The organism is Pseudomonas sp. MH9.2, assembly GCF_034353875.1.
GTDB lineage: Bacteria > Pseudomonadota > Gammaproteobacteria > Pseudomonadales > Pseudomonadaceae > Aquipseudomonas.
In genome coordinates this window covers 686,536-712,928 of sequence record NZ_CP133784.1, presented here as the reverse complement: position 1 = coordinate 712,928, position 26,393 = coordinate 686,536, and the positions used below count along the sequence as shown (strand labels likewise).

23 protein-coding genes are annotated in these 26,393 nt (G+C 57.9%); 11 read left to right on the top strand and 12 right to left on the bottom strand.

Annotation, left to right across the window (positions count from 1 at the left end):
• Positions 1–96: 96 nt before the first annotated feature.
• The 8 genes from RHM55_RS03195 to RHM55_RS03160 all read left to right on the top strand — a co-directional run bounded on the left by RHM55_RS03195 (position 97) and on the right by RHM55_RS03160 (position 6,043).
• On the top strand, positions 97–1,062 hold the full coding sequence (locus tag RHM55_RS03195; RefSeq protein WP_322179480.1) for an alpha/beta fold hydrolase: 966 nt from the start codon (positions 97–99) through the stop codon (positions 1,060–1,062).
• Between the two features lie 124 nt (positions 1,063–1,186).
• Positions 1,187–1,486 carry a Rieske (2Fe-2S) protein gene (locus tag RHM55_RS03190; protein ID WP_322179479.1) on the top strand — a complete coding sequence of 100 codons (300 nt, stop codon included), beginning with the start codon at positions 1,187–1,189 and terminating at the stop codon, positions 1,484–1,486.
• A gap of 128 nt (positions 1,487–1,614) precedes the next feature.
• Positions 1,615–2,103 carry a ribonuclease E activity regulator RraA gene (gene rraA / locus RHM55_RS03185; RefSeq protein ID WP_219060230.1) on the top strand — a complete coding sequence of 163 codons (489 nt, stop codon included), beginning with the start codon at positions 1,615–1,617 and terminating at the stop codon, positions 2,101–2,103.
• A 12-nt stretch (positions 2,104–2,115) separates the two neighbouring features.
• Positions 2,116–3,111, top strand: a complete 996-nt coding sequence (locus RHM55_RS03180; protein ID WP_322179478.1) for a zinc transporter ZntB — start codon at positions 2,116–2,118, stop codon at positions 3,109–3,111.
• 87 nt (positions 3,112–3,198) lie between these two features.
• On the top strand, positions 3,199–3,447 hold the full coding sequence (locus RHM55_RS03175) for a CrfX protein (protein ID WP_322179477.1): 249 nt from the start codon (positions 3,199–3,201) through the stop codon (positions 3,445–3,447).
• A 2-nt stretch (positions 3,448–3,449) separates the two neighbouring features.
• Complete coding sequence (locus tag RHM55_RS03170) at positions 3,450–4,274, top strand: mechanosensitive ion channel family protein (protein ID WP_219060226.1); 825 nt, start codon at positions 3,450–3,452, stop codon at positions 4,272–4,274.
• 90 nt (positions 4,275–4,364) lie between these two features.
• Complete coding sequence (gene sigX / locus RHM55_RS03165) at positions 4,365–4,955, top strand: RNA polymerase sigma factor SigX (RefSeq protein WP_322179476.1); 591 nt, start codon at positions 4,365–4,367, stop codon at positions 4,953–4,955.
• Between the two features lie 107 nt (positions 4,956–5,062).
• Positions 5,063–6,043 carry an OmpA family protein gene (locus RHM55_RS03160; RefSeq protein ID WP_322179475.1) on the top strand — a complete coding sequence of 327 codons (981 nt, stop codon included), beginning with the start codon at positions 5,063–5,065 and terminating at the stop codon, positions 6,041–6,043.
• Positions 6,044–6,132: 89 nt separating this feature from the next.
• On the opposite strand, the gene cobA is transcribed toward RHM55_RS03160, so the two are convergent.
• The 11 genes from cobA to RHM55_RS03105 form a co-directional block, all read right to left on the bottom strand.
• Entirely contained in the window at positions 6,133–6,891 is a 759-nt protein-coding gene (cobA, locus tag RHM55_RS03155) for a uroporphyrinogen-III C-methyltransferase (RefSeq protein WP_322179474.1), read from the bottom strand.
• A 13-nt stretch (positions 6,892–6,904) separates the two neighbouring features.
• A complete protein-coding gene (locus RHM55_RS03150; RefSeq protein ID WP_322179473.1) occupies positions 6,905–9,634 on the bottom strand; it encodes a molybdopterin-dependent oxidoreductase in 2,730 nt (909 codons plus the stop codon).
• A complete protein-coding gene (gene nirD, locus RHM55_RS03145) occupies positions 9,634–9,951 on the bottom strand; it encodes a nitrite reductase small subunit NirD (protein ID WP_322179472.1) in 318 nt (105 codons plus the stop codon). Before nirD ends, RHM55_RS03150 begins: the two co-directional genes overlap by 1 nt.
• On the bottom strand, positions 9,948–12,392 hold the full coding sequence (gene nirB, locus RHM55_RS03140; RefSeq protein ID WP_322179471.1) for a nitrite reductase large subunit NirB: 2,445 nt from the start codon (positions 12,390–12,392) through the stop codon (positions 9,948–9,950). Before nirB ends, nirD begins: the two co-directional genes overlap by 4 nt.
• Before the next feature lie 291 nt (positions 12,393–12,683).
• Positions 12,684–14,342, bottom strand: a complete 1,659-nt coding sequence (locus RHM55_RS03135) for a bifunctional protein-serine/threonine kinase/phosphatase (protein ID WP_322182712.1) — start codon at positions 14,340–14,342, stop codon at positions 12,684–12,686.
• 8 nt (positions 14,343–14,350) lie between these two features.
• Positions 14,351–15,562, bottom strand: coding sequence for a nitrate/nitrite transporter (locus RHM55_RS03130; RefSeq protein ID WP_322179470.1), 1,212 nt, complete (start codon positions 15,560–15,562; stop codon positions 14,351–14,353).
• Positions 15,563–15,768: 206 nt separating this feature from the next.
• A complete protein-coding gene (locus RHM55_RS03125) occupies positions 15,769–16,344 on the bottom strand; it encodes an ANTAR domain-containing response regulator (RefSeq protein ID WP_322179469.1) in 576 nt (191 codons plus the stop codon).
• Between the two features lie 14 nt (positions 16,345–16,358).
• On the bottom strand, positions 16,359–17,570 hold the full coding sequence (locus RHM55_RS03120) for a CmpA/NrtA family ABC transporter substrate-binding protein (RefSeq protein ID WP_322179468.1): 1,212 nt from the start codon (positions 17,568–17,570) through the stop codon (positions 16,359–16,361).
• Between the two features lie 261 nt (positions 17,571–17,831).
• Positions 17,832–17,939 (bottom strand): pyocin S6 family toxin immunity protein, encoded by a 108-nt coding sequence (locus RHM55_RS03115; protein WP_322182710.1) that lies wholly within the window; start codon positions 17,937–17,939, stop codon positions 17,832–17,834.
• Between the two features lie 74 nt (positions 17,940–18,013).
• Positions 18,014–18,253, bottom strand: a complete 240-nt coding sequence (locus RHM55_RS03110) for a pyocin S6 family toxin immunity protein (protein ID WP_322179467.1) — start codon at positions 18,251–18,253, stop codon at positions 18,014–18,016.
• A 15-nt stretch (positions 18,254–18,268) separates the two neighbouring features.
• Complete coding sequence (locus RHM55_RS03105; protein ID WP_322179466.1) at positions 18,269–19,408, bottom strand: S-type pyocin domain-containing protein; 1,140 nt, start codon at positions 19,406–19,408, stop codon at positions 18,269–18,271.
• Positions 19,409–19,627: 219 nt separating this feature from the next.
• Between RHM55_RS03105 and RHM55_RS03100 the strand changes: the two genes are divergently transcribed.
• On the top strand, positions 19,628–20,662 hold the full coding sequence (locus RHM55_RS03100; protein WP_322179465.1) for a quinone-dependent dihydroorotate dehydrogenase: 1,035 nt from the start codon (positions 19,628–19,630) through the stop codon (positions 20,660–20,662).
• Positions 20,663–20,775: 113 nt separating this feature from the next.
• Here RHM55_RS03100 and rmf read toward each other — a convergent pair whose 3' ends face one another.
• Positions 20,776–20,991, bottom strand: coding sequence for a ribosome modulation factor (rmf, locus tag RHM55_RS03095; RefSeq protein WP_080290409.1), 216 nt, complete (start codon positions 20,989–20,991; stop codon positions 20,776–20,778).
• A gap of 579 nt (positions 20,992–21,570) precedes the next feature.
• Here rmf and rlmKL point away from each other — a divergent pair.
• Both rlmKL and RHM55_RS03085 read left to right on the top strand, forming a co-directional pair.
• Complete coding sequence (gene rlmKL / locus RHM55_RS03090; RefSeq protein ID WP_322179464.1) at positions 21,571–23,841, top strand: bifunctional 23S rRNA (guanine(2069)-N(7))-methyltransferase RlmK/23S rRNA (guanine(2445)-N(2))-methyltransferase RlmL; 2,271 nt, start codon at positions 21,571–21,573, stop codon at positions 23,839–23,841.
• 134 nt (positions 23,842–23,975) lie between these two features.
• Positions 23,976–26,336 (top strand): diguanylate cyclase, encoded by a 2,361-nt coding sequence (locus RHM55_RS03085; protein ID WP_322179463.1) that lies wholly within the window; start codon positions 23,976–23,978, stop codon positions 26,334–26,336.
• Positions 26,337–26,393: the final 57 nt, after the last annotated feature.

Sequence of the window (26,393 nt, the reverse complement as noted above, 5' to 3'; positions counted from 1 at the left end):
TGAGTGAGGCGTCGGCTTGCTTTGGCAGGTCGGCGCTTCGTCGCGTTTTCTTGGGCGGTTTTCTCAAAGAAACCGCCTTTTTTGTGCAAGAGCAATATGCAAAGCAGCAGCAATCTCTTTCCTGTGGCCTTGATCAGCGCCGAACGCCGTGGCGATCTGATTGAGGACGTGTACCGTTTGAAACCCGCCAACAGCCCGGACATCAGTGTCGAACTGGCCGTGACCCGTCTCGGACTGGCCGAACAGCCCGATACGCGGGGCATTCCAGTGGTCCTGCTACACGGTAGTTTCTCCAATCGACGCTTCTGGTATTCACCCAAAGGCATTGGCCTGGGCGCGTATCTGGCGCGCGCGGGTTTCGATGTGTGGATTCCGGAAATGCGCGGGCATGGTCTGTCTTCGCGCAATCAAGCTTACCGGCACAACCGTGTGGCCGATTACGCGCGCTATGACCTGCCGGCAATTGGCGCCTTTGTGCGAGAGCAAAGTGGGCAGCCCCCGCACTGGATTGGCCACTCGCTGGGCGGTATCACGCTCGCGGCGGCGCTTGGTGGGCATTACCTTGACTCGGAGGGCGTGGCCTCGGTTGCGCTGTTCGGCAGTCAGATCAGTCGTACGTATTGGCCGTTGAAGATCCCGCCAGTTGAGTGGGGCGGGCGCCTGTTGCTCAAGCGCTTCAGGCATATCTCCGGCTCGCGCTTGAAGCGAGGGCCCGAAGATGAGCCTATTGGGCTGGCATTGGAAAGCATGCGTTGGTATGGGCTTTTCCGTCGCTTTGGCGATGCCGAGCGAGATTGGTGGGCGGGGTTGAGCGAGGTCCGAGTGCCGGTGCTCGCGGTTGCCGCCACTGGGGATGATCAAGACCCCGTATGGGCTTGTCGTAAGCTGTACGAGCAGTTCGGTTCAGAGCGACGCCAGTTTGTCTGCCTCGGTCGTGATCAGGGCTTTGCCGAAGACTTTGGCCATGTCGAAATGCTCGTCAGCAGAGGCGCGCAAACGCAAGTATGGCCGTTAGTAGCGGGCTGGTTGCGGGATCCGTCTGTGCCTCTGACCGAGCAGTAACACCCACGGTTTGGCGATGAAGCGCTGATACAGAGCGGTCGGGCAGTTTCGCTAAAGTAGCGTTGCGGCTAAGCTATGACGCATTAAACTGTTTCAGCCATTTTCGCTTTCCGGGCCTGCATTTATGTTCGTGCCACTTGAGCGCCTGATCAATTTGAATGAAGGCTACCGGCGAACCTTCAAAGTCGCTGGGCGAGATATGTTGTTGATGGTCGTCGATAACCTGCCCCTGCTGCTCGAGGACAGCTGTCCGCATCAAGGCGCGCCCTTGCACAGCGGGACCCTTGTGGGTACGGTCTTGCGATGCAAGCGTCATGGTATTGAGTTCCAATTACCGAGCGGGCGTCCCTTGCAGGCGTCATGCCCGGGCCTGAAGTTTTTTACCCTGACCTATGAAGGTGATCGAATTGGTATCGATGTCTAGCTGCGCCAGCGTGCCCACGGCTTAACACAGGCATCTGCATGACGTTTTTCTAAAGAGCCATTGATTTGAAACGGTCAAATGTCTCGCAACACCTCAGATCCTCTTTTTTTAATGATAGGAGTTCACCCATGCATTACCTCACCCCCGATTTGTGCGATGCCTACCCGGAACTGGTGCAGGTCGTTGAGCCGATGTTCAGCAATTTTGGTGGCCGCGATTCCTTTGGTGGTGAAATCGTCACCATCAAGTGTTTCGAGGACAACTCGTTGGTCAAAGAGCAGGTCGATCTCGACGGTAAGGGTAAAGTGTTGGTAGTCGACGGCGGTGGCTCGCTGCGCAAGGCGTTGCTGGGTGACATGCTCGCCGAAAAAGCTTCAAGGAATGGCTGGGAAGGCCTGGTGATTTACGGTTGCATCCGCGACGTCGACGTCATCGCGCAAACCGATCTGGGCGTGCAGGCACTGGCCAGCCACCCAATGAAAACCGACAAGCGCGGTATCGGCGACCTTAACGTGGCGGTGACATTCGCGGGTGTGACCTTCCGTCCGGGCGAGTACGTATACGCTGACAATAATGGCGTGATCATCTCCCCAAGCCCTTTGAAGATGCCGGAATAAACAGGACACCCAATGTTCGACGAAGCAAACGCGCAATGGGGGCTGGTACATGCCTTGGTGCTGGATGGTAAAGGCGGGGCGCGTTTCATCGCTCGAACCGAACTGGATGACCTTCAAATGCAGCCAGACGAAAGTGTCTGGCTGCACTGGGATCGCGGTCATCCGCAAACCCAGACCTGGTTGCGCTCCTCCAGCGGGCTGAGCGAGTTCAGCTGTGACCTGCTGCTTGAAGAGAACACACGGCCGCGTTTGGTGCCATTGCCCAACGCCGAGTTGCTGCTGTTTCTGCGTGGGGTCAACCTCAATCCGGGTGCCGAGCCCGAGGATATGGTGTCGGTACGCATCTTTGCTGCGGCGCAACAGGTTATCTCTCTGCGTTTGCGTCCCTTGCGAGCCACCGATGAGCTGATCGAACACCTGAATCAAGGCAACGGTCCAAAAAACACCTCTGAATTGATCCTTTATCTCGCTCAATACCTCACGGATAAGGTCCAGACGCTGGTCAGTGAACTGTCGGAATTGGTCGACGAAGAGGAAGAAAAGATAGATGCCGACGAACGGTACGCTTCCGATCATGGTGACATGTTGCATATCCGTCGACGTGCTGCCGGTCTGCGCCGTTTTTTGGCGCCGCAACGCGAGATTTACGCGCAATTGACTCGCAACAAATTGCCTTGGTTTGCCCATGATGATGCGAGTTACTGGAATGAACTTAACAACAGTTTGATCCGCTACCTGGAAGAGCTGGAATTGACTCGTGAGCGTGTCGGCCTGGTCCTTGAGTCCGAGGACCGACGGATGCGCGAGGGCATGAACCGGGTGATGTATCGCTTCGGTATCATCACCGGTATTTTCCTGCCGATGAGCTTTCTGACCGGTTTGCTGGGCGTCAACGTGGGAGGCATGCCTGGTGCGAGCAATCCATACGGGTTTCTGATTGCTTGCTCGATAATGGCGGCAGTGGGGCTTGGCCAGTGGTGGTTGTTCCGTCGCTTGCGCTGGGTATAGAGATGAAGGCTTTTTGCTACTAAATGACCCATTTGTGACTCGGTCGATTCTTGTCGCGTCTTTCAGTGACATTGCGTGAGGTTACCTATGCACGATCCATTCGAACAATCACTGCGCGACATGCTCAACTCTTCATCCTCCAGTCGGGATGACGATGCTTGCTTGGGCCGTGTTTTGAAAACTGCCAACCGTCAGGTAGGTGCAGGGGATTTGTTCAGTTTGCTCGGCCGCTGGTCGCAAGCACTGATGATCGGCCTCAACAACGGTTCGGCGCATATAGCACCTGTTTCGCGTAGCACGCTTTCCTCTGCTCGCCCTGCTGATAAGGCTGATTGAACATGGAATTGAACCTCTGGACGCAGAGCCTTGTGACCGCCATGACTGTGTTGTGGACCAAAGTTGCAAACTTTATTCCGAACCTGTTCGGCGCCCTCATTGTGGTGCTGCTGGGCTTTGTTGTTGCCAAATTACTCGACACGCTGCTGTCTAAATTGCTCGCCAAGCTGGGTCTGGATCGCCTAATGGGCGGCACCGGGTTGACCAAGTTGATTGCGCGGGCGGGTGTTCAGGTACCGATTTCGACCCTGGTCGGCAAAATCGTCTATTGGTTCGTGTTACTGATTTTTCTTGTGTCAGCCGCTGAATCCCTTGGGTTGGAACGCGTATCTGCGACCCTGGACATGTTGGCCCTGTACCTGCCGAAGGTATTTGGCGCGGCATTGGTGCTGCTTGTGGGCGTACTGCTGGCGCAATTAGCCAATGGCCTGGTGCGTGGCGCGGCTGAAGGCGTAGGCCTCGACTATTCTGCTGGCCTTGGGCGCATCGCTCAAGGGCTGGTCATTATCATTAGTATTTCAGTCGCAATCAGCCAGTTAGAGGTCAAAACAGACCTGCTTAACCACGTGATTGTGATCGGTTTGATTACCGTTGGTCTGGCCGTTGCGTTGGCAATGGGGCTTGGAAGTCGTGAAATCGCCGGACAGATTCTGGCGGGAATTTATGTGCGGGAGTTGTATCAGGTTGGGCAACAAGTGCGTGTGGGCGAGGTCGAAGGGCAGATCGAAGAAATTGGCACGGTGAAAACAACCTTGCTGACCGATGAGGGAGAGTTGGTGTCATTGTCCAACCGAATCCTCCTCGAGCAGCGAGTGAGCAGCCGCTAACACGGCGAATCCTGCTAATGTATGCCGCCACCAAATTGCCGGAAACATCGGCAGTGGCGGACATTGACCTGACTGTCGGCACGACTTGTTTTGAATAAACCCCAATCGCTGTCCATGCGCTACGACCCCCGCGAACTCTCCGATGAGGAGTTGGTGGCGCGGGCGCACGTCGAGCTGTTTCATGTGACGCGCGCATACGAAGAGTTGATGCGGCGCTACCAAAGGACCCTTTTTAACGTGTGCGCGCGTTATTTAGGGAACGATCGCGATGCTGACGATGTCTGTCAGGAAGTGATGCTGAAAGTGTTGTACGGGCTGAAAAATTTCGAAGGTAAGTCGAAGTTCAAGACCTGGCTCTACAGCATCACTTACAACGAATGCATTACGCAGTACCGAAAGGAACGGCGGAAGCGTCGCTTGATGGACGCGTTGAGCCTGGACCCACTTGAGGAGGCGGCTGAAGAGAAGGCGCCTACTCCTGAAGAACGGGGCAGCCTTGATCGTTGGCTTGTGTATGTGAACCCGATTGATCGGGAGATTTTGGTGCTACGCTTTGTCGCAGAGCTGGAATTTCAGGAGATCGCGGATATTATGTACATGGGCTTGAGCGCCACAAAAATGCGCTATAAACGGGCTCTTGATAAACTACGTGAGAAATTTGCAGGCATGACTGAAACTTAAGTCGTGGCAAATATCTCTAACGTGCTGGTAAGTTCTGATAGACTTGCCGACGAGCTGTCCTTCAGTACGAAGGATCGCTTAACAATCACCAGATGGGGATTTAACGGATGAAACTGAAAAACACCTTGGGCATTGCCATTGGTTCTATTGTAGCCGTGACTTCGTTCGGCGTTCTGGCACAAGGCCAAGGCGCGGTCGAGGGTGAGCTGTTCTACCAGAAACACTTCAACCGTAGCGTCGACGACGTTGAGGATGGCTACAATCCTGGTGCTTCCATCGGCTACTTCCTGACCGATGACGTCGAAGTGATTTTGGGCTACGACAAAACCAATTACACGCGCTCGAACAACAACACCAACTGGCAGAAAATTCGCGGCGACGAAGCTTCTCTGACCGGTATGTACCACTTCGGTACTGTTGGTGACGCTATTCGTCCATACGTTTCCGGTGGTTTCGCTCACCAGAGCTTGACCAACGTGCAGGCTGATGGCCATTCGGGTCGTGACCAATCCACATTCGCTACAGTCGGTGGCGGTGCCAAGTGGTACATCACTGACAACTTGTACGCTCGTGCTGGCGTTGACGCTTCGTACAAACTGGACAACGGTAAGTGGGACTACGCTCCTACCATCGGTCTGGGTGTGAACTTCGGTGGTGGCTCCAAGCCAGCTCCGGCACCGGTTCCAGAGGCAGTTGCTGCAGAGCCAGCACCCGTTGCAGAACCAGCTGTTGCTGAGGTTGTACGTGTTGAGTTGGACGTGAAGTTCGACTTCAACAAAGCCGTTGTCAAGCCTAACAGCTACAGCGACATCAAGAACCTCGCTGACTTCATGAAGCAGTACCCACAGACCCGCACTACTGTTGAAGGTCACACTGACTCCGTCGGTCCTGACGCTTACAACCAAAAACTGTCTGAGAAGCGTGCAAGCGCTGTCAAACAGGTTCTGGTTAACCAGTACGGTGTTGGTGCTAACCGCGTGAATTCGGTTGGCTATGGCAAATCCCGCCCAGTTGCTGATAACGCAACTGACGCTGGCCGCGCTATCAACCGTCGCGTAGAAGCTCAAGTAGAAGCTCAAGCTAAGTAATTAGCCCCCGCTTCAAGAGAAGCCCGGCTTTGGCCGGGCTTTTCTTTGTCTGCGATTTGATGCTTTGATGCCTCGTTGTGTGCGGTAGGTCAGCCACAGTGCTTAAGGCTATTCGCCAACACATCGGCTCCCGCAGAGTTGTAGCCCCCCGCCACTTTTCCAATCACCAGAATCGCCGGGCTTTTCAGTTCGAAGGCGACGGCGTCCAGCTGCATGTCAGCCAGCATGCTACGGCATTCGCGTTGATGGGGCAGTGAGGCGTTTTCGATCATGGCCACAGGCGTGTTCGCAGCCAAACCACCCGCGAGCAGGTTGTCGCGTATTTCTGACAGTTTGGCGACGCCCATGTAGACCACCAGTGTCGTGCCACTTTGTGCCAGCGCTGGCCAATTCAGGCTGCTGTCGTCCTGCGTGTGAGCGGTGACCAGGGTCACGCCACGACTGACGCCACGCAAAGTCAGAGATATACCGCACTGAGTTGCTCCGGCCAGTCCGGCAGTGATGCCGTTGACCAGTTCGACCTCAACCCCTTTCGCCCTCAGCCACTCGGCTTCTTCGCCACCGCGTCCGAAGATGCACGGGTCGCCACCTTTAAGTCGCACCACGCACTTGCCTTGTCGGACATAACGCAGCATGAGTCGATGGATGAAGGCCTGAGGTGTCGAGCGACAGCCGCCGCGCTTGCCGACGGCGATCACTCGAGCTGTAGGGCAGTGTTCCAGTATCGCAATATTGACCAGGTCGTCGATCAACACCACCTGGGCTTCGTGCAAGGCCCGCACGGCCTTGAGCGTAAGCAGTTCAGGGTCACCAGGGCCTGCGCCCACCAGCCAGACTTTTGCGCTCATGCTGCAGCCCTCATTAGCTAATTGCTATTGGCAGCGGGTTGGCCGCCAGCAGTCGTTTGATTTCCGGTACGCATGAGCCACATTGGCTACCGCAGCCCAGTTGTGTTTTCAGCTCAATCAGATCAAGTCCGCGACCAATCCCGGCCAGCACGGCGCTTTCGCTGACATTCATGCAGTTGCACAAGGTTTTGCTGCTGTGAGGCGTGGCCGCTGCGTTACCGGGTGGGGTGCTGATCGGCGCTAGAAGCCAGCGGCGCAGTTGTTCATCGGCGCGGCCTTCCAGCCACAGGTTCTGCAGCCAATGCTGGGCGATGGTTTCCCCGGCCAGGCGGATGGCGGTGATTCGGCCATTTTCGATGCGCACCCGCTTGCCAATAGAGCGGCGTGGGTCGTCATAGGACAGTACCGGGCCTTCATTCAGGCCAAGTAGCTGGTCGATCTGTGTGAGTAATTGATTGTCCGGCGCTTGGGTGCTGGCAGCGCGGATCAGCAGAGCAGGACGCTCGCGACCGGCCAGGCTGAGGCTGGCGTAGGCAAAGTTTTCGCACAGCGGGCGCAGGGCTTCAAGATGAGCTTGTACGTCGCTTTCGACCAGCGCAAACAGTTGCCACGGCAACGTCACTGCCTCAATGCGCACACCGGTGTGCTTGAGCTCCGGTTGCTTGGACAGTGGGTCGAACGCCGGTTGTGTGAGGACGTTAACGCCTCCCTTGAGAAAGCGATCACCCCAGTGCATCGGCAAAAACGCCTGGCCTGGTCGTACGCTGTCATCGCTGCTGACGGGCACGATCAAACTACCGCGACGACTTTTCAGACTTACCAGATCGCCCGCTTGCAGGCGATGGCGGCGCATCTCGTCAGGGTGCAAGCTCAATACGGCTTCGCTGACATGGCCGAACAACCGGGCAGCGGTGCCTGTACGGCTCATGCCGTGCCATTGATCGCGCAGGCGCCCTGTGTTCAGGGTCAGCGGGAAGCGTGCGTCACGCAGTTCCTTGGCGGCTCTGTAGGGTTCGGCAATGAAGTTGGCGCGGCCCGACTCGGTGGGGAAGATGCCGTCGCCATACAAGCGCGGTGTTCCTGTCCGGGCACCGGCTGGGAAGGGCCATTGTTGTGGGCCTTGTTGATCGAGCACGGCATAGCTGATGCCCGACAGATCCAGATCACGCTCGCGCGTCAGCTGTTTGTATTCATCGAACAGCGCTTGAGGTTGATCAAACGCGAACAGGCTGGGCGTGCCTGGACGTAGCCGTTGTTCCAGGCGTTGGGCGAAGTCCACGGTAATCGCCCAATCCGCGCGCGCCTGGCCGGGGGCCGGTATCGCCTGGCTCACGTGAGAGATGCGTCGTTCCGAGTTGGTGACCGTGCCTTCTTTTTCGCCCCAACTCGCCGCAGGCAACAGCAGGTCGGCAAAGCGGCAGGTTTCGGTGGTGCGAAAGGCTTCCTGCAGGACCACAAAGGGGCACGTGGTCAGCGCTTGCTGAATTTTCTGTTGATCGGGCAACGACTGCGCGGGGTTGGTGCAGGCAATCCAAAGGGCCTTGATCTTGCCCGCCTGCAATTGCTCGAACAACTCGATGGCGGTCAGGCCGGTAGAGTCGGGTAACGCATCGACCCCCCAATACGCGGCAACCTCTGCGCGATGCGTGGCGTTGGCCGCTTCGCGGTGGCCCGGCAGCAAATTGGACAAGCTGCCTGTTTCGCGGCCGCCCATGGCGTTGGGCTGACCGGTGAGAGAGAAGGGGCCTGCGCCGGTACGGCCGATTTGCCCGGTTGCCAAATGCAGGTTGATCAGTGCGCTGTTCTTGGCGCTACCCGAGGTGGACTGATTCAAACCCATGCACCACAGCGACAGAAAGCTCGGGGCGGTGCCAATCCATTGCGCGCAGGCGTGCAGTTGCTCCACGGGAATGCCGCAGATTTCGGCGACCATTTGCGGGGTGTAATCGCGCACCAGGGTTTTTAGCTCTGCATAGCCCTGGGTATGCTGATCGATAAAGCTGCGATCGATCCAGTCTTCCCAAAGCAGCAGGTGCAGGATGCCGTGAAACAGCGCGACATCGGTGCCGGGCTGGATCGCCAGGTGCAAGTCCGCCAGTTCGCAGGTGTCTGTGCGGCGCGGGTCGACCACGATTATTTTCATGTCCGGCCGCTGGCTTTTCGCTTCTTCCAGCCGACGGAAGAGCACCGGGTGGGCATAAGCCATGTTGCTGCCAACGATTAGCACGCAATCGCTGAGCTCAATGTCCTCGTAGCTACACGGTGGTGCGTCTGCACCCAGGCTGCGTTTGTAGCCGACCACTGCGGAAGACATGCACAGCCGCGAGTTGCTGTCGATATTGTTGGTGCCGACCAGTGCCCGGGCCAGTTTGTTGAACGCGTAATAGTCCTCGGTCAGCAGTTGCCCGGAGACGTAAAACGCAACGCTGTCCGGGCCGTGTTCGCGAATGGTGTCGGCGAACACGTTGGCCGCGTGGTCAAGCGCTGTGTCCCAATCGGTGACGCTGCGGGCCAAGGATTTACCCAGGCGCAGTTCCGGGTACAGCGCCCGAGCCGTCAAGTCGCCGGTCAGGTGCAGGCTTGAACCTTTGCTGCACAATTTGCCGAAGTTGGCCGGGTGCCGGGGATCGCCGCTGACGCCGAGAATGCGCTCGTTGTCATGTTCGATCAGCACGCCACAGCCGACTCCGCAATAACAGCAGGTCGACGCGGTGATCTGCGTTGTAGCGGCGGGTGGGCGCATTATGCTGCTTCCTTCAATGCCAGTTGCACGCGGCCGTTCTCTACCCGGGCCAAGTGTGTGTGCGTGCAGCCCACGTCGGGCGCCTGCGCTGCACCCGATTCCAGGTCGATCTGCCAGTTGTGCAGCGGGCACGCTACGCGCTTCCCATAGATCAACCCCTGAGACAATGGGCCGCCTTTGTGTGGGCAACGGTCGTCGAGGGCGAAGACTTCATCGTCGCTGGTGCGAAAGATGGCGATGTCCCCCTTGGGCCCTTCGATGATGCGCGAGCCCAGTGGGTTGATGTCTTCCAGAGCGCAGATATCGAGCCAGTTCATGCCAGCACCTCCACAGGGATGCGTTCGAATTCTTTCTTCAGCAGCGGTTGCTCGATGCGCTCTTTCCATGGGTCCTGCTCGAATGACAGTGAGAACTGCAATTTCGCGTTCAGGGCCCGGCGGTTATCGTGATCTTCCAGCACTGCTTTTTTGATGTGCTCCATGCCGACCCGCTGCAGGTAGTGCACGGTGCGCTCCAGGTAGAATGCTTCTTCGCGATACAGCTGCAGGAAGGCGCCGTTGTATTCGCGGACTTCTTCAGCGGTTTTCAGCTTGACGAAGAATTCGGCGACTTCGGTCTTGATCCCGCCGTTGCCACCGATGTACATCTCCCAGCCGGAGTCGACGCCGATGATGCCGACGTCCTTGATCCCGGCTTCCGAACAGTTGCGCGGGCATCCGGACACGGCCAGTTTGACCTTGTGCGGTGACCACATATTGAAAAGATCGTGCTCGAGTTCGATACCCAGTTGGGTCGAGTTCTGCGTGCCAAAGCGGCAGAACTCACTGCCGACACAGGTCTTCACCGTGCGGATCGATTTGCCGTAGGCATGCCCAGAAGGCATGTCGAGGTCTTTCCAGACACCCGGCAAATCCTGCTTCTTGATCCCCAACAGGTCGATACGCTGCCCGCCGGTGACCTTGACCATGGGCACGTTGTACTTGTCGGCGACATCGGCAATACGGCGCAGCTCGGACGGGTTGGTCACGCCGCCCCACATCCGCGGTACCACCGAATAAGTGCCGTCTTTCTGAATATTGGCGTGAGCGCGTTCGTTGATCAGGCGCGATTGCGGATCGTCCTTTGCCTCGCCTGGCCAGGTGGAAATCAGGTAATAGTTCAGCGCTGGACGGCAGGTGGCGCAGCCGTTGGGGGTGCGCCAGTTCATGTAACTCATGGCGCCGGCGATGGTCAGCAGATGCTGATCGCGGATGGCCTTGCGGATTTGTCCATGGTTCAGGTCGCTGCAACCGCAGATGGCTTTTTCGCTCTTCGGTTTGACGTCCGCCGCGCCGCCCACGGTGTTGATCAGAATCTGCTCCACCAGACCGGCGCAAGAACCGCATGAGCTGGCTGCCTTGGTGTGCTTCTTCACGTCATCGACGCTGAACAGGCCATGTTCCTGAATCGCCTTGACGATGGTCCCTTTGCAGACCCCATTGCAGCCGCAGACTTCGGCACTGTCGGCCATGCTCATGGCTTTGTCCTGGCCCTGGTGGCCGACATCGCCCAAGGCGTTTTCGCCGAACATCAGGTGGTCGCGGATTTCATTGATCTGATGGTTTTCGCGGATTTGCCGGAAGTACCAGCCGCCGTCTGCGGTGTCGCCATACAGGCAGGCACCGACCAGGATGTCATCCTTGATCACCAGCTTTTTATAGACCCCGCCAATCGGGTCGGACAGGGTGATGGTTTCGGTGCCTTCGCCGCCCATGAAGTCGCCAGCGGAAAACAGGTCGACGCCGGTCACTTTCAACTTGGTCGAGGTCACCGAGCCTTGATAGCGCGCAAAGCCCAGTTGTGCCAGGTGGTTCGCGCAGACCTTGGCCTGTTCGAACAGCGGCGCCACCAGTCCGTAGGCAATACCTCGATGGCTGGCGCATTCGCCGATGGCATACACGCGCGGGTCGTAGGTTTGCAGGGTGTCGTTGACCAGAATCCCCCTGTTGCAGGGGATGCCAGCCTGTTCGGCCAATTCGGTGGCGGGGCGGATGCCGGCGGCCATGACCACCAGATCAGCAGGGATCACATCGCCGTTCTTGAATTGCACAGCTTTCACCCGGCCTTTGCCGTCATCGAGCAGTGCCTGGGTCTGTTCTTTCAGGCGGAACGTCAGGCCGCGTTTTTCCAATTCCATTTGCAGTAAATGCGCGGAAGTCTGGTCCAGTTGGCGTTCCAGCAGCCATTCGCCGATGTGCACCACGGTCACGTGCATGCCGCGCAGCTTGAGGCCGTTGGCGGCCTCGAGGCCGAGCAGGCCGCCACCAATCACCACTGCGTGGGTGTGGGTCTTGGCGGTGTTGATCATGGTCTGGGTGTCGGCGATGTCGCGGTAGCCGATCACACCCTGCAGGTCATTGCCAGGGATTGGCAGGATAAAGGGGGTCGAGCCGGTCGCGATCAGCAAACGATCATAGTGGGCTTCGGTGCCGTCGTCGGCGATTACCAGGCGCTTGGCGCGATCTATTTTCACTACTTTACGGTTGAGCAGTAGCTGGATGTTGTTTTCCAGGTACCAGCTCAAATCGTTGAGCACGATTTCATCGAACGTTTGCTCGCCGGCCAATACTGGCGACAGCAGAATGCGGTTGTAATTGGGGTGTGGCTCTGCGCCGAACACGGTGATGTCGTACAGGTCGGCGCTCAGTTTGAGCAGCTCTTCGAGGGTGCGAACGCCGGCCATGCCGTTGCCAATCATCACCAGTTTGAGTTTTTTCATAGTGCCTCCGAGAGACCACGAGGGGCGTGCTCGACAAGTTCCGCGCAAACAAAAAAAGGCGTCCCGCTAGTCACCTAGCGAGGACGCCTTTGTCCAGTCCCGTTCTCTCGGGAAGTGCAGCTTTCGTCGTTGAAAGCGGCCACTTTATAAATTGCTTGATGAACCTAATGCAGTGGTTGTGCCAAGTCGGTGGGCGCCCATGATTACTGGGGTTTTCCAGGCGTTGTGCGGGGTTGATTGCACTCTTTTAACGCGGATTGCGCGCAAGTGGTGCGATCTTGGGTCGCCACCTCATCCACGCAAGATCCAGATAATCAGCAACAGATTCACCAGCAACGACGTCAGCGCCAGTGCTCGCCATACCTTCAGCGGCTCCCGTTCCAGCAGCGGTCTGGGCTTGATCTTGAGCGTGGTCAGTTCGGCCTGCTCCAGTTCCAATAACCACTCTTCGGCGGTCTCATAACGCTGGGTCGGGTCTGCGCTCAGCGCCCGGCTCAGGTTGCGCTCCAGCCAGTCCGGTACGTCCGGTCGATAGCGACTGGCTGGAACCGCCACGCCAAAGTGCGGGTGTTGAAACGCTTCGATTTCGCCATAGGGATAGTGCCCGGTGAGTAAGTAATACAGGGTCACTCCGGCGCTGTATAAGTCCTGTTGTCCACTGGGTGCTACGCCGTCAAAAGCTTCGGGGGCGATATAGCTGGGTGTGCCGGGTAAGTCGTTGGCGGTATCGACTGACAAACCGGGGCAATACGCCAGGCCGAAATCCAGCACGCGCAGCTCGCCACCGTCATCGAGCAGCAGGTTCTCCGGCTTGATGTCGCGATGCACGATGTTGCGCCGATGCAGTAGACCCAGGGCGCGCAGCAAGCTTATGGCCATATCCTGCCATTGCGGCAACGGCAGTGGACCGTTTTCCTCGAACACCTGGGCCAGGGTCTGACCGGGGTATTCGCGCATCACGTAATACAAATGCTGACGTTCGGGGGCGGGATGTATTTCAGGGAAAAACCGTCCGGCCACGCGCCGCAAGAACCACTCTTCCAGTAGCAGGCTTTGTCCGGCATTACTTTCGGCATGACGACTTGCAGGCAGGGTTTTCAGTAGCCAGGGCTGTTGCTGCTGATCGCGGACCCGGTATAGCAGGGATTGCCGCGACTGCCCGAGTACCGTTTCCACCTGCCAGCCTTCGAACCGTTGGCCTGGCTTCAGCGCGGGAGGTATTGACCATTGCTGAAGCTGGATCAGGGTGTCGCCAAGGTTATCCTGCCCCAGCCCATCGACCTGAATCAGCAGGGCGCTGGCGTTGTCCTGACTGCCCGCCAGGTGCGCGGCGCTGACCAGGGTCTGCACCGCGTTATCGAGATTGTCCTGCTCGCGCAGGATCGAAGTGATGCTGGCTTCGCTGAGCGTTGCCCATACGCCATCACTGAGCAGCAGCCAACGTTCGCCCTCGCGCAGTTCGCCGTCGAGGTAGTCCATGACCACGTATTGATCGAGCCCTAGCGCGCGCTTGAGGACGTGTTGCATATCTGGTTGTTCCCAGACGTGGTCCTCACTGACGAGCAGCAGTTGCCCTGCGTGCCAGCGGTAAACCCGACAATCGCCGACATGGGCCAGGGTGAAACGCCGGCCCCGTAAGACGATGGCACTCAACGTGGTCAGCAGCCCGTTGGCCAGTAGCCACCGATTTTGAGCCAGCAACAGGCGGTCCAGCGATTGCGCGACACCCCAGGTTTCCGGAGTGGCGTAATAATCCAGCGCCAGTGCCTGCAAGGTCGAGCGGGCCGCCAGCCCGCCGTCGGCACAATGGCTGACACCGTCGGCGAGGGCGAAGAGGTAGCCCTTGCTCGCCGCCAGTGCCGGCATCGGCGTCACCAAGCGACCCGCATCCTGATTTTCCGTGCGCGGACCGCTGGCGCTGAAATGGGCGAAGCTCAGTTGCAAGCTCATCGGAGAGGTTAAACCCGTGCCGCCGTCACCGCTGCCGAGCCCCATGTGGTTCTCCAGCGGCGTTTGACGTTATGCAGGCCGAACCAGGCCAACACTCCGAGGCTGGCGAACAGCCACAGACCCATTTGGTAGTCGCCGGTGTTCTGCTTGATTGCACCCAGACCGGCTGCCAGGAGGAAGCCGCCCACGCCACCGGCCATGCCGATCAAGCCCGTCATGACACCGATTTCCTGACGAAAGCGCTGTGGCACCAGCTGAAACACTGCACCGTTGCCGGCACCCAGGCCAAGCATTGCCGAAACGAACAGGGCCAGGGCAGCCCAAGAGCTGGGCAGGTTAAACCCGACAGCCGCAATACCGATGGCCGCTACTGCGTACATCCCCGACAAGGTACGAATCCCGCCGAACCGGTCCGCCAGAGCACCGCCCAGTGGGCGCATCATGCTGCCACCGAACACACAGGCTGCGGTGTAGTAGCCTGCAGTCACCGGGCTCAGGCCGTATTGGTCGTTGAAATAGCCGGGCAGGGCGCTGGCCAGGCCAATGAAGCCACCGAAGGTCACTGCGTAGAAGAACATGAACCACCAGGTGTCACGGTCGCCCAAGGCTTTCATATAGTCAGCCATGGATTTTGTTTTGGCCCGTTGCGGGGAGTTGCGGGCCATCAAGGTAAAAACGATCAGGACCAGGATCAGCGGAATCAGGGCGAAGCCGAACACGTTGGTCCAACCAAAGACCAAGGCCAGTGCGGGGGCGATCAGGGCGGCGAACACGGTGCCGGAATTGCCTGCACCGGCAATGCCCATGGCCTTGCCTTGATGCTCGGCCGGGTACCATTGCGAGGCCAGCGGCAGGGCGACTGCGAACGCGGCGCCTGCCATGCCGAGGAACACTCCGAGCAGCAAGGCTTGCTCATAGCTGTGAATGCCCAGCTGCCAGGCCGTCAACAACGCACTAATGACGACCACTTGACCGATGATGCCGGCCGTCTTGGGCGACAATTTGTCCGCAAGCAGACCCATGAATACGCGCAGAAAGGCACCCGCCAGAATCGGCGTCGCGACCATCAATCCGCGCTGCTGGGTGGTCAGGTGCAGATCGCCGGCGATCTGTACGGCCATTGGGCCGAGCAGGTACCAGACCATGAAGCTCAGGTCGAAATACAGGAAGGCTGCGAACAGAGTCGGCTTATGGCCGGCTTTCCAGAAGCTTGTATTCATTGAACACCTCATCTGCAAAAAAGAGTGGTGGCCTGAGGCCCGAATGCAAAAAAAAACGCCGCAACCCGATTCGCGTTTGCGAGAGGGGTATGCGACGTCTTTGTCGTAAGTGGGGCAACCGCCGTTGGCTACCTGTGTAATCTCTGAAGCAAAAGCCGGGCCATCATCAGGGGATTGCTCTCGCGCAGCGCGTGATAGCAGTCAATTCATCCCAGTAACTCACTCATGGCAATGATCTGCTCAGCCACCTGAATCAGCTTCTGCTGGCGGCTCATGGCTTGGCGGCGCATCAGGGTGTAGGCCTCTTCCTCTTTGCAGTCTTTCATTTTCATCAGCAGGCCTTTGGCCAATTCAATGCGTTTTCGCTCCACCAATTGCTGGTCGCGTGCCTGTAATTGGGCACGCAGCGCTTGATCGCTCTCAAAGCGGGCCATGGCCACGTCCAGAATCGGTTGCAGTCGTTGGGCATTGATACCTTCAACGATGTAGGCACTGACCCCGGATTTGATGGCTTGGCGCATGACGAGCGGGTCGTGCTCATCGGTGAACATCACGATAGGGCGCGGCAGATCGCGGCTGACCAGTACCACTTGCTCCATCACGTCTCGGCCGGGGGATTCGGTGTCGATCAAAATGACGTCGGGGCGCACGGCCTCTACCCGTGCAGGCAAGTCGATGGTCAGCCCGGACTCGTCGATCACCTCGAAACCGGCCTCGCTGAGTGCGGCCTTGAGACGTCCGACTTTTTTTGCCGTGTCATTTATCAGCAGGATACGCAGCATGTTCGCGACTTCCTTCAGCGACTGACACGGGTGGGGACGGCATCGGCCAGCGCGTGCAGCTTGAAGCTGTGTGCATAGGCCGTGGGGTCGCTACCGTCCCAGACTTTGCCATCAATCAGCTGGCTGCTGCGCATGGCAGACTCAGGGACTGCAACGCCGACAGCGGCCGCTGCCTGGCTATACAGCTTCAGTTGCTGTACTTGCGTGGCGATCCCAAGATAGTCAGGGTCTTCGCGCAACAGGCCCCAGCGCCGGAACTGGGTCATGAACCACATGCCGTCGGACAGGTAAGGCAGGTTGACCTCGCCTGCGCCATGAAAGCGCACGGCATGCAGGTCATGCCAGCGATTACCGAGACCGTCGGCATAATCCCCCATGAGGCGTGGTTCTATGCAATCCACCGGCGTATCTAAGTAATCGCTGCCGCTGAGCAATTGCGCGGTACTGCGCCGATTTTCATCGTTTTGTTCGATAAAGCGGCTGGCTTCCAGCACTGCCATGACCAGCGCCCGTGCGGTATTGGGGTACTGCTCGACAAACTCACGGGTGCAGCCGAGCACTTTTTCCGGGTGGTCGGGCCAGATCGCCTGCGTCGTCGCCAAGGTAAAGCCAAGGCCCTGATTCACCGCGCTGGCGCACCAGGGTTCGCCGACACAGCAGCCGTCGATACGCCCGGCTTGCAGGTGCGCGACCATTTGTGGCGGCGGCACGACCACGCTGTTGACGTCGTTCAGCGGGTGAATGCCCTGGCTCGCGAGCCAGTAATACAACCACATGGCATGTGTGCCTGTGGGGAAGGTCTGGGCAAACGTCAGTTTTGTACGGCTTTGGTGCACATACCGATCGAGTGCGTCAGGACTGGTCACGTTCGCGTCCTGCAACGCTTTGGATAAGTTGATGCTTTGCCCGTTCTGGTTCAGGCCCATCAGCACCGCCATGTCGGTGCTCACGGAGCCGCTGATTCCCAATTGCACCGCATAGATCAGCCCGTAAAGGCTATGAGCGGCGTCCAGTTCGCCACTCACCAGCTTGTCGCGCAGATTGGCCCAGGACGATTGGCGTTTCAGGTTCAGGGTCAAGCCATAGGGCTGAGCAAACCCTTGGGTGGCTGCAACCACCAGTGGTGCGCAGTCGGTCAGGGCCATGAAGCCCAGGTCGATGGTATTTTTTTCCGGCGCGTCGCTGCCTGCGACCCAGGCTAGAGCGTTGTTCGGTAGTGTGTTCATGCCGATTTATTCATGGTCAAAGCGCCATCCATAAAAAAGCATCGTGCAGTCTTTTGCACAAGCAAAGACAGTCACGACGCCATTGTCCGATGCCTCGCTCCGCCGTTGGAACGAGTGTAGATAACGGTGGGATGTGCAAGGCATATGCCATCCTTGCCGCGACACATGACCTGTAGTGCGCTAGCTGTAAAGTCCAATGCAATACATCAAGTCATCTTTGATGGGCTCACTGAGTGCCGCCATTACCGCTACGGCTTGACCTTACGTTAGATCGTTTTCGCCCATAGGCACGTCCGTCAGGGACGCCCACCCCATTGCGGCGAGTACTGCTGACTCTAACTCTTGCGGTACAGCTCTTTCGTACTGCAATGAATTTCCGGATTGGGTTCGGGATAAAATCCACTGATTACGATAAATGTCATGGATCAAGATGGGACCTACGGCTATGCCCGTACTCCGATAAACAGGTCTAGTCCCATTGGCAATTGCTCATTGATCGCTACGGCTATCTGCTGTGCTTGTTTGCTGGTTAGCAACCATTCCCCATCTGGGCTCTCATTCATATTTTTCCAGCCAAGAATTCCCATTACAGCGGCTTCATGCTCAGGCTGAATGGTGAGGTCGTATTTTAACGAGTCGTCCTCATCATCGCCTTTTAAAAACCCACTGATCCATAAAAACATAATTGGCCTCATATCCTATTTTGGTGTGGTTCTGCCGGGTTTTGCTGGCTTGGTTTGTTCGCCCGTTTCCGCGTTGAATTCACCAAGGTGTTTCCCCTGCGGATCGTACATTTCAACAGCGCCGTGCTGGCTATCCCACTCGTACATTCGGCCCTTGCGGTCTTTCCAGCGGCTACGCATACCTCCACCACCCTGAACGCTGCTTTTGGATTTAACAGGAAAGGTATCTGGAAATGCAGGCAACACCAATGGCGGCTTGTGGTACTTGATATCACCCCCGCCAGCAGGCTTTGAAAGCACCAAATACAGCGAGTTCAGCCCCGTATCTGCTGGAAACACCAGAATACAGTCGTCGGTGGTGATGTCCTCTCCGGGAAGGCCTTCAATCTGCGAGTCTGTGCCTTCGGGGATCGGGTGGACCAGGATAGTGCCCAACCGTCCGCCATTGTTGTCGGGATAAACCAGCGGCGGCATTTGTACCAGTCCGCTGCGCCGCGGGGTCCAGAGAATGGTGATGCCGTTGAGCTTGGTCTCCATCGCGGTTTTGTCGGCGTTCCACGTGGCCTGCACCGTGCGTACTGTGTCGTCGCCCGAGGCGCCGGTATGGATGCCGTAGACCTGCAGCGCGCCCTCGGCATCGCGGCGGAACTGGAAGCGCACACGCGTGGGCGCGTGAGTCATGTTGCGCAACTGATTGTCGGTGTAGAGTGTGCCGTCGCCCATTTTGGCCGGGAGCATCCCCAGTATGAAAATGCTGGCAGGGCCGCCCGCGCCGCGTATTGCCCAATTAAGCCCCCGCTGCATGATGCCGCCACCGGCCATTCGACCCAGCGCCAGATCGGCACCGAGGGCCGTTGCTATAGCGGTGTTGGCAGATGGAATAAACATGGCACCCGCCACCATCACGTTGCCGAAGTTTGAGGTGGGCTCTGGGGCGGTACCGGCTTCAGTGCGGCACCATTTGCCAGAAATGCAGGACTTGGCAAAGACTAGGTCTGTACGTTTTTTGGGGGGCGGCCATCGATCTTCGGCGATGTAAATCCGCTCTGGCTCAGAGGGTTTATTCCAGGCTGCCCACGAGCCACCACCGTTCGGAAGATTCCGGCTTGATGCGAAAAAACTGTCGAAAGTTTTTTTTGAGTTGTCCTTGCTCATGACAAGTCCCTGTATCACTTTGTGTCGAGCCGGAGAGCTGTCGCTCAGCCTGGTTCCGGTCAATGTGACTTGGTAACCTGAAGTTTCAGACTCGCCAATGCGCTTGCCGTTTCAGAAAGGGCACAGGGCAAGCGCGCTGCAAGTTCGAACTCGCCTATGAGCCCTAGCCCGTCTATAATCGCTGCCCTGAATTCAGCCGCTCACGAGCCAATCCCGCCCATGTATAACCTGGCCCGCCAGTTATTGTTCAAACTCTCCCCCGAGACCTCCCATGACCTGTCGCTGGATCTGATCGGCGCGGGCGGGCGTTTGGGGCTCAATGGTTTGTTTACCAAGGCGCCTGCGCAGTTACCGGTAACGGTCATGGGCCTGAACTTCCCTAACCCGGTCGGGTTGGCCGCGGGGCTGGACAAAAATGGCACGGTGATCGATGGGTTTGCGCAGTTGGGCTTTGGTTTTGTCGAAGTCGGCACCGTGACCCCGCGCCCACAGCCGGGCAATCCGAAACCACGGATTTTCCGTCTGCCGCATGCCGAGGCAATCATCAACCGGATGGGTTTCAACAATCTGGGTGTCGATCACCTGATCAGCCGGGTACAGGCTGCCAAGTACCGCGGCATCCTCGGGATCAACATCGGCAAGAATTTCGATACCCCGGTAGAGCGCGCCGTGGACGACTACCTGATCTGTCTGGATAAGGTCTATGCCCATGCCAGCTACGTGACCGTGAATGTCAGTTCGCCGAACACGCCTGGCTTGCGCAGTCTGCAGTTCGGTGACTCGCTCAAGCAATTGCTCGAAGCCCTGCGCCTGCGTCAGGAGGACCTGGCGCAAAAACACGGCAGGCGCGTGCCGCTGGCCATCAAGATTGCGCCTGACATGACGGATGAAGAAATCGTGCAGGTCGCTGCTGCGCTGGTTGAATCAGGCATGGATGCGGTGATTGCGACCAACACCACGCTCAGTCGCAAAGGTGTTGAAGGGTTGCCCCATGCGGACGAAGCAGGTGGCCTGTCGGGCGCGCCGGTTCGTGAAAAGAGTACCCATACGGTCAGAGTACTGGCGGGTGAATTGGCCGGGCGGTTGCCGATCATTGCGGCGGGTGGGATCACAGAAGGCAAGCATGCGGCTGAGAAAATCGCTGCAGGTGCGAGTCTGGTGCAGATATATTCGGGCTTTATTTATAAAGGACCTGCGTTGATTCGCCAGTCGGTTGATGCAATAGCGGGGATGTCGTCCCGGCACAGCGCATAAAAAAGGGGTTCCTTGACGGAACCCCTTGGGCTTTAGCCCGCCGCCCGGGTGGGGCGTGCATGGTTTAGGTCATCTTTCAAAATTTTAAAAAAACTTGATCGGAATGTACCTGATTAGCCGACCGCGTGAAGTTCGTTGAGTCTGTGGATACCCGCAGTGCCGGTCATACCGTCCCAGTTGTCGCCGCGTCCTTCTCGCCAGCCATTGATCCAGGCTTGGCGTACCGACGGTAGAGTAAAGGGGCAAAGCTCACGGGATTTACCATGAACACCAAATTGATATCCGCGTAAAAATGCTCTTTCCAACGGATCACGCTTAAGTCTTCTCATAGGGTGTTGCCCTCGTTTGTTGACTGTAATGTCCCTGATGACCTCATGTTGAGGTCGGGCAGAATCTTCTGCCGTTGGTGCCCGCTGCCGGCGTCGCGGGCTTGGTGTTGTCACCGTTGCGGTGACAACCTGTGACGAGTTCTAACCAATGCGCTTAGCTCTGTGAATGATCGTTTTGTCATAAGAACGTAACTATTGGCGTGGTAATGCCATAAGCATGACACTCATTCGCAGGTTTTTTTTGCCACAGGCCCCCTGAGCCGAGGCTTTGAATGAAGGCCGATACGGTTTTTCAAACGCGAATGATGGCGGATTGCTTTCAGCCGTAAAACGACGAAGGGTCAGGATGTGACTTTTTATTACAGCGACCTTCAACCTAAATGGTCGATGATCGAACGATCAATTGTCTTTTGGCCACCAAGCTGATGGACTGACTGCTGCATCGACGCAACGCGCCGATGACGGTGGACCGGCACAATATGTGTGCCACGCAGGCGGTCTCCAAGAAAGGCGTCTGTTTAAAATCTGGTCGGGCAATGCGTTGCCCCGCCGCTTATCGCTTAAGGCCCTGGATTACCCATGTCGGACCGTTACGAACTCTTTCTTACCTGCCCCAAGGGCCTCGAAGGTTTGCTCGCTGAGGAAGCCACCGGGCTTGGCCTCGAGGAGACCCGCGAGCACACCTCGGCCATTCGTGGCATGGGCGACATGGAGACGGCCTATCGACTGTGCCTCTGGTCGCGCCTGGCCAACCGGGTGTTGCTGGTGCTCAAGCGGTTCCCGATGAAAGATGCCGAGGACCTGTATCACGGTGTACTCGATGTCGAATGGGAAGATCACCTGGACGCTGAAGGCAGTCTCGCGGTGGAGTTCAGCGGTAACGGTTCGGGGATCGACAACACCCACTTTGGTGCGCTGAAGGTCAAGGATGCGATCGTCGACAAGCTGCGTACCCCGTCGGGCCTGCGTCCTTCGGTCGATAAGCTCAACCCGGACTTGCGCGTTCACCTGCGCCTGGACCGCGGCGAGGCGATTCTGTCATTGGACCTGTCTGGACACAGTTTGCACCAACGTGGTTACCGCTTGCAGCAGGGTGCGGCGCCGTTGAAAGAAAACCTGGCGGCAGCGATTCTGGTGCGGGCCGGCTGGCCGCGCATCGCTGCTCAAGGCGGCGCGCTGACAGACCCGATGTGTGGCGTCGGCACCTTCCTGGTGGAAGGGGCGATGATGGCTGCGGATATCGCGCCAAACCTCAAGCGCGAACGCTGGGGTTTTTCGGCCTGGCTCGGGCACGTCCCTGCCTTGTGGAAGAAACTGCACGAAGAGGCGCAGGCGCGGGCCGATATCGGTCTGGCCAAGCCACCGCTGTGGATTCGCGGTTATGAAGCCGATCCACGCCTGATTCAGCCCGCTCGCAACAACATTGAACGCGCAGGCATGAGTGAGTGGGTCAAGGTCTATCAGGGCGAAGTCGCGACGTTTGAGCCACGTCCCGATCAGAACCAGAAAGGGTTGGTCATCTGTAACCCTCCTTACGGCGAACGTCTGGGTGATGAGGCGAGCTTGCTCTATCTCTACCAGAACCTCGGCGAACGTCTGCGTCAGGCATGCCTGAACTGGGAAGCGGCGGTGTTCACCGGCGCGCCGGATCTGGGCAAGCGCATGGGTATTCGCAGCCACAAGCAATATGCCTTCTGGAACGGCGCCTTGCCGTGCAAATTATTGCTGATCAAGGTTCAGCCGGATCAGTTCGTCACCGGCGAGCGCCGCACACCTGAGCAGCGTCAGATTGAGCGTGAGCAGATCGAGGCGGATGTATCGGTTGAAGTCGAAGCGCCCGGCAAGTACGAAAAGTACAACAAGAACGGCAACCCCATTCGCAAACCTGAGCCGGTTATTGAACAGGCGCGGTTGAGTGAAGGCGGGCAGATGTTTGCCAACCGCTTGCAGAAAAACCTCAAATTGCTGGGCAAGTGGGTCCGTCGTGAAGGCATTGATTGCTATCGGGTCTACGATGCCGACATGCCCGAGTACGCGTTGGCCATCGATTTGTACCACGATTGGGTTCACGTTCAGGAATACGCCGCGCCCAAGACTATCGATCCGGAAAAGGCGTCGGCCCGTCTGTTCGATGCGCTGGCAGCGATTCCCCAAGCATTGAATATCGACAAGAGCCGGGTGGTGATCAAGCGCCGTGAGCGCCAGAGCGGCACTAAGCAGTATGAACGCCAGAGTGCCCAAGGACAGTTCCTTGAGGTGAGCGAAGGCGGTGTCAAGCTGCTGGTGAACCTGACCGACTACCTGGATACCGGGCTTTTCCTCGATCACCGGCCGATGCGCATGCGCATTCAGCGTGAGGCCGCGGGCAAGCGCTTCCTGAACTTGTACGCCTACACGGGGACCGCGAGTGTGCATGCGGCAAAGGGTGGCGCACGCACAACCACCAGTGTGGATCTGTCCAAGACCTACCTGGATTGGGCTCGACGTAATCTGTCGCTCAATGGTTTCTCTGACAAGAACCGTCTGGAGCAGGGCGACGTCATGGCGTGGCTGGAAGCAAGTCGTGACGAGTACGACTTGATTTTCATCGACCCGCCGACGTTCTCCAATTCCAAACGTATGGAAGGGATCTTCGACGTGCAGCGCGATCAGGTGCAGTTGCTTGACTTGGCGATGGCGCGTCTGGCGCCGGGCGGTGTGTTGTACTTCTCCAACAATTTCCGCAAGTTCCAGCTCGATGAGAATCTTAGCGAGCGCTATGCGGTCGAAGAAATTACGGCGCAAACCGTTGACCCGGACTTTGCTCGCAACAGCAAGATTCACCGTGCATGGCGTATTACAGCCCGCTGAACCCGCGATACGCCCCCCCCTGGCTTAATTAGTTAGGGGGGGAACTCAAGTGGGGCTAGGCAAGCTGGTGGCAAATGGCTATAACTGAGCCATGGTCACGGTTGCACCACAACGCTGGCGTATGAGTTCTGCTTATGTCGCCAAACAGCGTTCGGTCCAGAATTCTCGGCTTGATCCACGAAGACGCGCTTGCGCCGTCCGCAGCGATCCTGGCTTTTGCGGCAGGTGCTGTGCTGACCGCGATGCTCGTGTCGGCCAGCGCCGACATGCACCAACGCCGACTTGATCAGCGTTTCAATCTGTTGGCCAGCGAACGCTTCAGTCGTATTCAGGAACGTTTCGACGATCAAGTCCAGCGCCTGGATGGCCTTCGCCGTTTCTTCGTTTTCTCCGACCAGATCACTCAAGCTGAGTTCGATGGTTACGCGGCGCCTTTACTGGTGGTTACGCAGGCGTATTCCTGGGCGCCAAGGGTCCCTGGCGCAGAACGTTCGCAGTTTGAGACGCACGCGCGCGCACAGGGGCTGACCGATTTCACCGTTCGCGATCTGTCCCCGAGCGGTCAGCTAACGCCTGCTGTTGATCGCCCTGAGTACTTCCCAGTCCTGTATACCCAATCCAGAAGCACAGAGCCGCTGCCGCTGGGCTTTGATGTGATGTCTGAAAGTATTCGCCGAGCCACGCTTGAGCGTGCCGCGCAACGAGGCAGCATGGCCGTGTCGCCACGAATGGATCTGGTGGGGCTTGAGCCCGCGAATACCAGTGGTCTATTGCTGGTGGCACCCGTGCTGTTATCGGTAGTCGATGGCGGCGCGAAGAAACAGGCATTGTCTGGGTACGTGATGGCGGTGATCGGTCTGCGCATATTGATGTCCGAAGGGTTGCCCGCCCAGGATCGCGACAATCTGGCGTTGCAGCTGTTCGACCTTTCTTCGCCAGAGCAGCCCGAGCTGCTGTATCAGTCGGCAAACCAGGCGGTGGAAAGCAATCTGCGCATCAGTACGCTGTTGAGCATGGCAGACCGACGTTATCTGCTGGAACTTCGTCCATCCGCTGTTTTTATTGCTGCCAACCGGTCGTCGTCGACCAGCGTGATTGTGTTGGGGGGATTGCTGAGTCTGATCCTCAGCGTTTTGCTGTATAGCCTGGTCAATCAGCGTCAACGCGCCTTACTGCTGGTTGAGCGGCGTACGGCCGAATTGCGCAGCGTGCTAAACGCTGCGACTCAGGTGGCGATCATTGCGACTGATCTGCGCGGCGTCATCAGTACCTTCAACGTGGGTGCACAGCAGATGCTCGGCTACAGTGGCGATCAAGTGCTGGGGCAGTTCACGTTGGGGGATTTACACCTTGGCACCGAGCTTTCAGCTCATGGCGAGGCATTGAGCCAGCGTTATGGTTGCGAGGTGCCGACTGCCGAGGCGATGTTAGTCGAGGCGATGGAGGAGGGTGCCTATCCTGCACGGGAATGGACGCTGGTGCGTCGTGACGGCAGCTCGCTGGTGGTCAATATGCTGGTCACGGCGGTGCGCGATGAGCGTCAGCAATGGGTGGGTTATCTCGCAATCTGCGTTGATATCACTGAAGGCAAACGCGCCCATCAAGCGTTGGCTGCGCGCGATCAATTGCTGGAAAAGCTTAGCGCACAGGTGCCTGGAGGAATTTATCAATACCAATTGAACAGCGATGGCAGTTCCTTCTTTACCTACACCAACAGCGGTATGTGGCGGATCTACGAACTGCCTCATGATGTAAAGCAGCAAAGTGTAGAGGCCGTACTCGATCGGATCCATCCCATGGATTTGCAGCGAATCAAGAAGTCGATTTGCTATTCCGCCGAGCACCTGACGCCGTGGCGTGAGGAGTATCGCGTCGAGCTGCCACGCCAGGGCCAGCGCTGGTTGCATGGCGAGGCGATGCCTGAGCGATTACCCGACGGCGGGGTGCTGTGGCATGGCTTTATCTCCGATATTTCTGACTTGAAGCGTGTTGAGGATGAACTGCGCGCGCTATCAGTGACGGACGTGCTGACGGGCGTGTACAACCGTCGTTATTTTCAGGAGCGGCTCAAGGCCGAACTCTCTCGGGTTCATCGGCATGGCGGGGAGTTGTCGGTGATCATGCTCGACATCGATCACTTCAAGCGCATCAACGATCAATTCGGTCATGCGATGGGCGACCATGTGCTGCAAGGGCTTTGTCAGCGGATCAATCAGCGCTTAAGGCAAGATGATGTGTTCTGTCGGCTAGGTGGCGAGGAGTTCATGGTGTTGTGTCCCAACGCGACTGGGGAAAACGCACATGCGCTCGCACTCGAGTTATGGCAGGTACTGCGGGGGGAACCCATTGAGGGTGTGGGCGTGGTGACGGCGAGTTTCGGTGTTGCCAGCTGGCGTCCTGTTGAAGGCGGTGATTCGCTATTGCTGCGGGCGGACTCGGGCGTTTATGCCGCCAAACAGGCTGGGCGTGATCGCGTCGAGCCAGAGTTGTCATGAGGTAAAACAGTTCTGTCGTGTGATACGCCACCTTCACGCAGGCAAGCCTGCGTGAAG

Coding starts and splice junctions, on each gene's coding strand:
- RHM55_RS03195 (WP_322179480.1), top strand. CDS start 97: ATGCAAAGCAGCAGCAATCTCTTTCCTGTGGCCTTGATCAGCGCCGAA.
- rraA (WP_219060230.1), top strand. CDS start 1,615: ATGCATTACCTCACCCCCGATTTGTGCGATGCCTACCCGGAACTGGTG.
- RHM55_RS03190 (WP_322179479.1), top strand. CDS start 1,187: ATGTTCGTGCCACTTGAGCGCCTGATCAATTTGAATGAAGGCTACCGG.
- nirD (WP_322179472.1), bottom strand. CDS start 9,951: ATGAACTGGCTCGATATCTGCGCTCTGGAAGACATCAACCCACTGGGC.
- RHM55_RS03160 (WP_322179475.1), top strand. CDS start 5,063: ATGAAACTGAAAAACACCTTGGGCATTGCCATTGGTTCTATTGTAGCC.
- RHM55_RS03085 (WP_322179463.1), top strand. CDS start 23,976: ATGTCGCCAAACAGCGTTCGGTCCAGAATTCTCGGCTTGATCCACGAA.
- RHM55_RS03100 (WP_322179465.1), top strand. CDS start 19,628: ATGTATAACCTGGCCCGCCAGTTATTGTTCAAACTCTCCCCCGAGACC.
- RHM55_RS03170 (WP_219060226.1), top strand. CDS start 3,450: ATGGAATTGAACCTCTGGACGCAGAGCCTTGTGACCGCCATGACTGTG.
- rmf (WP_080290409.1), bottom strand. CDS start 20,991: ATGAGAAGACTTAAGCGTGATCCGTTGGAAAGAGCATTTTTACGCGGA.
- cobA (WP_322179474.1), bottom strand. CDS start 6,891: ATGAGCGCAAAAGTCTGGCTGGTGGGCGCAGGCCCTGGTGACCCTGAA.
- RHM55_RS03120 (WP_322179468.1), bottom strand. CDS start 17,570: ATGAACACACTACCGAACAACGCTCTAGCCTGGGTCGCAGGCAGCGAC.
- RHM55_RS03125 (WP_322179469.1), bottom strand. CDS start 16,344: ATGCTGCGTATCCTGCTGATAAATGACACGGCAAAAAAAGTCGGACGT.
- RHM55_RS03130 (WP_322179470.1), bottom strand. CDS start 15,562: ATGAATACAAGCTTCTGGAAAGCCGGCCATAAGCCGACTCTGTTCGCA.
- RHM55_RS03105 (WP_322179466.1), bottom strand. CDS start 19,408: ATGAGCAAGGACAACTCAAAAAAAACTTTCGACAGTTTTTTCGCATCA.
- RHM55_RS03135 (WP_322182712.1), bottom strand. CDS start 14,342: ATGAGCTTGCAACTGAGCTTCGCCCATTTCAGCGCCAGCGGTCCGCGC.
- RHM55_RS03150 (WP_322179473.1), bottom strand. CDS start 9,634: ATGCGCCCACCCGCCGCTACAACGCAGATCACCGCGTCGACCTGCTGT.
- RHM55_RS03175 (WP_322179477.1), top strand. CDS start 3,199: ATGCACGATCCATTCGAACAATCACTGCGCGACATGCTCAACTCTTCA.
- nirB (WP_322179471.1), bottom strand. CDS start 12,392: ATGAAAAAACTCAAACTGGTGATGATTGGCAACGGCATGGCCGGCGTT.
- RHM55_RS03110 (WP_322179467.1), bottom strand. CDS start 18,253: ATGTTTTTATGGATCAGTGGGTTTTTAAAAGGCGATGATGAGGACGAC.
- rlmKL (WP_322179464.1), top strand. CDS start 21,571: ATGTCGGACCGTTACGAACTCTTTCTTACCTGCCCCAAGGGCCTCGAA.
- RHM55_RS03180 (WP_322179478.1), top strand. CDS start 2,116: ATGTTCGACGAAGCAAACGCGCAATGGGGGCTGGTACATGCCTTGGTG.